The organism is Stieleria sp., assembly GCF_041595215.1.
Classification (GTDB): Bacteria; Planctomycetota; Planctomycetia; order Pirellulales; family Pirellulaceae; genus Stieleria; species Stieleria magnilauensis.
Genome location: NZ_JBFHKV010000505.1, coordinates 1 through 5,870, shown reverse-complemented (window position 1 = coordinate 5,870; position 5,870 = coordinate 1). Strand labels below are relative to the sequence as shown.

Sequence of the window (5,870 nt, the reverse complement as noted above, 5' to 3'; positions counted from 1 at the left end):
GCACCCTGCCATCCGTGGGTTCGCGCTGCCATCCGGGGGTCTTCTTTTTGATGGTTAGCCCGGTAAAAGTACCCAGAGCTAAGCCAGACAGGCCACGCCGGCGTTGCAAACGCTAGCGGCGGGAACCGCGGGAACGGGCGTAGCCGGTTCGATCGTCTGCATCGGCATCGGCATGATGACTTCGGCGGCCGGGATCAGCCGCACATCCTCGCACCGCGACAAGTAGAACTGACGAGGTTCTTCGCGGCACAGACACAGCGCTAAGAAGCGATCGGTCCCGACGAATCGAATCGGGCTGACGATTCGTCGGGTGCGGTTTCCTTTGGAATCGGAATAGACCATTTCGACGACAAAGGTTTCCGAATCGAACATGGCGCGTCGTAATACGTTTTTCATGGCTTGTCCCCCTGTAGGTTGGTATGCAAACCGGACACGGCATTTTGGGTCGGCCGAATCGTCCGTCGCGGGCAGTTGTCTGCTTGCGAAAGAAGTATCAGGGGGCGCCGGACACATTCGGTCACGCTAGTAGCGCGGCGATCGGATCGCCGTTGCCGCCGATCTTGAAGGGGCGTCCGTTGGGTGCGAATTGCTCTTTCTCCAGCGGTAAACCGGCCGCCGCAGCGATCGTCTTGTTGAAATCGCTGACCGAAACGTGGTCCTTGTCGACCGAGAAGCCCTTTTTGTCGCTCGCCCCGTAAACCTGGCCGCCCTTGATGCCGGCCCCCATCAACAGCGAACAAAACGCGCCGGGGTGGTGATCACGCCCGCCGTTGACGTTGATCGACGGTTTGCGTCCGAACTCGGTCGTCAGCACGACCAGGGTTTCGTCCAGCAATCCGGTACGGTGCAAGTCTTTCAGCAGGATTCCCAGCGCGGTGTCCAAGTGTCCGGCTCGATCATTCAGCCGCGAGTAGATGTCCTGGTGCATGTCCCAGCCCCCGTAAGAGACTTCGACGAACCGTGCACCGCCTTGGACCAATCGTCGCGCCAACAGACAGCCTTGCCCCAGCGTGTTGTTCCCATAGGCATCGCGAACGGCTTGGGGTTCTTCCTTGATATCGAACACTTTCAAGTGATCGCTGCCCATCAGATTACGGGCTTCATGGTACAGCTGGTTGTAGGCTTCGATTCTCGTGTTGCCGCGATGCGATGTTTGGAAATTGGTGTCGAACCGTTCGGCCAGCATCAACCGTCTGGCGAACAATTCGTCGGGCAGGTACTTGGGCAGTTTGATGTTTTGAATGCCCGCGCTAGGGCTGGCGACGGGGACCGGTGAGAGCGACGGTTCCAAGAATCCCGCGCCGGGATGCCGGTTGGCCCCTCCGATCACGTAGTTGCCCGGCAGCTCGCGATTGAGTCGTCCCTGTTCGGCCACCATCCAACCGCCCATCGCCGGGTGCTGGATGCTGTTGATTTTTTTGTAGCTCGTCCGCATCAAATACTGGCCTTTCTCGTGAGCCCCCGTTTCGGTGCTCAGCGATCGAACGACGGCGATCGCGCCGGCCAGGTACGCGAGTTTGGGAAAGCGATCACCGTAGGCGATGCCGGGAACGCGGGTCTGAATCGGCTTGGTTTCGCCGGCTTCGGGGACACCCGTCTTCGGATCGAACGTGTCCAGATGCGTCATCGCACCTTCCATGAACAGATAAATGATGTGCTTTGCTTTTCCCGTTGCGGTGTCGGCCGCCTTGGCTTCGCCGAGCGACGCCATCGCGCCGGATCCGACGGCGCCGCCGAAGGAGACGCCGAGGCACTGGTTGGCCACCTTGCGCATGAAGTCCCGGCGGCACTCGTTGGTCGTTTCTGGAAGAGGCATATCGATCGCTTTATTACAGACAGGTGACAGGTTATTGAACGAACAAGAATTCACGGGTATTGAGTAACGCCCAAATGATGTTGCCATAGCCGACGTTGTCGTTGGGCGTCCGCGACAATTCTTTGGCGGCCAGCAGTCGGTCTTTCGATGACGGCCGTCGCGCCAAAACGCTCATAAAAATCGCATCGATGCGGTCACGCGTGCTATCGATCGCCAAGACGTCGTCGACGATCGCCGAGCCGCGTTCGAGCATCACGTGGGTGATCGGGCCGTTGAACATGGCCAGAATCTGGGGCACCGTCGCTTCTTTCTCCGCCCCGTCAATCGTTTCTCGATCGCTTTGACCGAACTGACGCAAGAAATGATCGGCACGTTGCGGCGCCGGCAACTCGCTGGCCCGGCACAGGATGTTGCCCTGGTAAGCGTGCTTGTTCAATTCACGATTGTACGCCGACAGAAAATACGTCTTCGCAAAACGCTCCGATTGAGCTTTGGCTTGCTCAAACGTCAAACTCGTGAAATCGACGTCCAGGTACGGTTTCAGTTCTTCGGCACCGGGACGTTGAAACGGCATCGGATTGCGGACCGCCAAGGTCAACATCGAATCCCAAACCTGCTCGGCCGTCATGCGGCGAATCGTCGGTCCGGGAAAGTAGTAAGGCTCGCCGCTGGTCAAGTCGTAGTCTGAGGCAGCGCTTTGGTAGGTGCGGGAGTAAAGGATGATCCGAATCAGGTCCTTCAGGTCAAAGCCCGATCGCACCAGTTCCTTGCCCAAGAATTCCATCGCCGGTTCGTTGACGCAGGGATGTTCGTCACGGAAATCGTCATTCGGTTCGACGAACCCGACGCCCAAGAAGCGTTGCCACAGGCGGTTGACGATCATGTCTTGAAATCGTTGATTGTCCGGGCTGGTCAACCAGGCGGCGAACTGGTGGCGTGGCGAAGCGTTTTTTGCTTTGGAAGGAATCTCGCCCCACAAAACAGCCGGCTCGATGACCGATTTCGGCTTGGCGTCGGCGTAGGCATAGTCGTGGGGCAATCGCAACGTCGCCTTGACTTCCGAAACGCTGTAGGTGTTCGCGCGGATCATGCGTTGGAACGCGCCGGGCACACGCCCCTTGTCATAGTGCTTCCGAGCTTCATTGATCATCGCGTTGGCGGGGTTCGTTTTCTCGTAACCCGGATCACCCTTTTTGATCCGTGTCCGCGTTCCGGTCGTCAACGCCGCCAGTTCGTAAAATTGGTACTGCGTCCACTGGTCGAACGGATGATCATGACACTGGGCACAACCGATTTGAGTGCCCAAAAAGATCCGCACGGTGTTGTCGATGTACGGCAAGGGCATGCCGTCGTCACGCAGTTGATAACCGGTCGCGGGATTTTCCCAGACCTTGCCGTCGGCGGTCAGCATCTCATAGACCCACTCGTCGTACGGCTTGTTCGTGCGGATCGCGTCTTTGACGTAGGCCAGAAACGGCTCGGCAACGATGTTCGGCTGCGGACGTTCTCTCAGCCGAAGCGTGTCGGCCCAAAAGTTATACGTGTGGCTGACGTAGTCGGGGCTGCTGAGCAACGTGTCGATCAACTCGATGCGTTTGTCGGGGTCGTTGGAATCCAGAAAGGCTTGGGCTTCGGCAAGCGTCGGAATTCGCCCCGCGACGTCCAAGTAGATTCGCCGCAAGAAAACATCGTCTTCGACGTAGGAATTGGGAGACTGTCCCAACTCGGTCAGTTTTCCTTCGATCAGCGAGTCCAGTTCCGCCGCGGCCAGTTCCAGTTCCGTCCGTCGCTCACGTGACGCCGGCGCGACGTCCATCAAATGCGACGGACGCTGGCGGACACTTTCGGGAAGCCGGATCTTTGGGGGGGCCGGTTTCGCCTTGGGTTTCGGTTTCTGCGCCGTTGCCATCACCGGCCAGAGGCTGGAAACCACAACGATCAGAACCAGCAACGAAATCGGCCGTCGAATCACTGAGGAAGACATCAAGAATCGCGAATGCATGAACGCCAGACCTAGCCGTGTTTTGAAGAGAAATCCGTCACCCTTGAACGGGTCAAAGGGACGATTTGTACCCCATTTTAGCTCAAGACATGGCGAATCCCCAACGGATTCGCGCAAGCCATCCGGCCAGGGGGTGCCGGCTGCTCGCGAGAGATCCCCTCAGGGGACGCCACCGTTCGCCGGTCAGAGTCGCGACCCGAGCAGCGAAGAAAACCCGTTCCTGGCTAGACTGGACGGGAAACGCGTCTTTCGACCGCTCCCCCCGCTGTGCTACAACCGGTGACATGTTGGGTGAAATCAAAGTTGGCCGATGTAGCCGCCAGTGCTACCGCGAAAAGCGACCGCTGAAAGAAGGCGAGTGGTACTACAGCGTCGTACTGCAAAACGACGACGAGGATTACGAGCGCCGCGATTACAGCGCCGAGGGCTGGGAAGGCCCCCCGGAAGGCAGCTTGGGGCATTGGAAGTGCCGGATGCCGATCGCCGGAGAGAAAAAACTGGTGCTCGCGCCGCGCGCCGTGCTGATCGGCTTGTTGCGTCAGATGGAAGACATGCCCGAACAGGCGAAGACGCGGTACCTGTTGGCGTTGATTCTGCTTCGTCGACGATTCGTCCGCGTCATCACCGGACCACCGCTCGCCGCAAACGATCCCGGCACGCCCGATTCGGAAATGCCCGGACCGAAGATGATGCACTTGGAAGTCGTCGATGACGGTTCGACGATCGATGTGGCGGAGTGCCAGATAGCCAAGAGCGAAGCGGAATCGCTGAGTGAATCGCTAAGCGAATTGTTGTATTGCGAAGCGAGCGAAATTCAACAGGAATGATCGATGAGATTCATTGACGCAAGGATGCGTGCACTGACTTGGCTGCTGATGCTCGGCGTCTGTTTCGTCTCCGGCGGGGCGACGTGTTCCCGACGCGATGCGACGCTGCAATTGCCACCCCCGCCACCGGTGCTGCCGCAAACGCCGACTTTGGAACTCGTCACCGCGGCCGTCAATCGCACTTCGGCAATCCGAGAACTGTCCACCAACACCGCGTCGGTCGATGTGCTCAGTATGCCCGCGCTGCCGAAACTGTCGGCGACGATCAATCTGCGCAAAGAACGCGACTTCCGTCTCAAGGCGAGTCTGCCGATCGTGATGAGGTCCGGATTGGACATGGGCAGCAACAACTCCCTGTTCTGGTTCGAAGTCCCCGAGGGGATGGGGCGGTTGTTGTACTTCGCCCGACATGATCAATACCGTCAACAACTCGATCGTGCCGTGTTGCCGGTCGATCCGACCTGGGTGACCGACGCGCTCGGGCTGGTACAGATCGATCCCAATCAAGTCGTCGCCGGGCCGGTCGTGCGTCCCGACGGAAAGCTGGAGATTCGGACCGTCTTGCCGATGCCCGCCGGAACGTTCCAACGTGTTTGCTACATCGACGCCGCCGCGGGTCATGTCACCGATCAATTTCTGTACGCCCCCGCGGGAGGCCCACCGATCGCGGAAAGCCACGCCTCGAATCATCAGTTCTATGTCGACCACAATTGCTCGCTGCCGCACACCGTTGAGTTTTCACTGACGCCCCGAGCGGGAGACCCCCTGTCGATGCGGATTGACGTGGGCATCTATGCGGTCAATCAAATCTTGAGCGGCGATCCGAACTTGTTCGTGATGCCGCAAGGCGCCGCCAACGCGATCGATCTGACAACCCTGTCACCGGGCAATGCCGCCATGGTCGCACCGACCCACTATCAAGTCCCCGCCACCTACCAGTCCGAACCCGCCGGCCCAATGCCCTATCGAGGCCTGGTTCGATAACAACGCAATGCCCTCCTCCCATTCCACCAAACCAGCGCCGTTTGCCAAAAAGGTGTCGGACACCTTTTTCTGTGTGGTGGCTCTCTGGGGACTTGGGGTGCAACCGTGTTGCGCTCAAACCGTCAGTCATGTGAGAGACCTGCAGACGCCCGCGGTCAGCGATGGAATGCCGGCTGCAGGAAAACGCGTCAAACAAGTTCATCCGGACTATGCGGGCTCGAACGTCTACCACCTGCTGTAT

At 58.9% G+C, this 5,870-nt stretch carries 5 protein-coding genes and 1 pseudogene; 3 read left to right on the top strand and 3 right to left on the bottom strand.

The window, feature by feature from the left end; genetic code table 11:
* Window positions 1-78: 78 nt before the first annotated feature.
* The 3 genes from ABX749_RS18870 to ABX749_RS18860 form a co-directional block, all read right to left on the bottom strand.
* Window positions 79-396: a hypothetical protein gene (locus ABX749_RS18870; protein ID WP_372897325.1), complete on the bottom strand. Its 318-nt coding sequence runs from the start codon at window positions 394-396 to the stop codon at window positions 79-81.
* 121 nt (window positions 397-517) lie between these two features.
* A complete protein-coding gene (locus tag ABX749_RS18865; RefSeq protein ID WP_372897324.1) occupies window positions 518-1,816 on the bottom strand; it encodes a DUF1501 domain-containing protein in 1,299 nt (432 codons plus the stop codon).
* Between the two features lie 31 nt (window positions 1,817-1,847).
* Window positions 1,848-3,800: a DUF1549 and DUF1553 domain-containing protein gene (locus ABX749_RS18860; protein WP_372897323.1), complete on the bottom strand. Its 1,953-nt coding sequence runs from the start codon at window positions 3,798-3,800 to the stop codon at window positions 1,848-1,850.
* 302 nt (window positions 3,801-4,102) lie between these two features.
* Here ABX749_RS18860 and ABX749_RS18855 point away from each other — a divergent pair, with 302 nt between their 5' ends.
* The 3 genes and pseudogenes from ABX749_RS18855 to ABX749_RS18845 form a co-directional block, all read left to right on the top strand.
* Window positions 4,103-4,645 (top strand): hypothetical protein, encoded by a 543-nt coding sequence (locus ABX749_RS18855; protein WP_372897322.1) that lies wholly within the window; start codon window positions 4,103-4,105, stop codon window positions 4,643-4,645.
* Between the two features lie 3 nt (window positions 4,646-4,648).
* Window positions 4,649-5,629: a hypothetical protein gene (locus ABX749_RS18850; RefSeq protein WP_372897321.1), complete on the top strand. Its 981-nt coding sequence runs from the start codon at window positions 4,649-4,651 to the stop codon at window positions 5,627-5,629.
* A 7-nt stretch (window positions 5,630-5,636) separates the two neighbouring features.
* Window positions 5,637-5,870: pseudogene (locus ABX749_RS18845) on the top strand (hypothetical protein); the annotation flags it as partial.

Coding starts and splice junctions, on each gene's coding strand:
- ABX749_RS18855 (WP_372897322.1), top strand. CDS start 4,103: ATGTTGGGTGAAATCAAAGTTGGCCGATGTAGCCGCCAGTGCTACCGC.
- ABX749_RS18860 (WP_372897323.1), bottom strand. CDS start 3,800: ATGTCTTCCTCAGTGATTCGACGGCCGATTTCGTTGCTGGTTCTGATC.
- ABX749_RS18850 (WP_372897321.1), top strand. CDS start 4,649: ATGAGATTCATTGACGCAAGGATGCGTGCACTGACTTGGCTGCTGATG.
- ABX749_RS18870 (WP_372897325.1), bottom strand. CDS start 396: ATGAAAAACGTATTACGACGCGCCATGTTCGATTCGGAAACCTTTGTC.
- ABX749_RS18865 (WP_372897324.1), bottom strand. CDS start 1,816: ATGCCTCTTCCAGAAACGACCAACGAGTGCCGCCGGGACTTCATGCGC.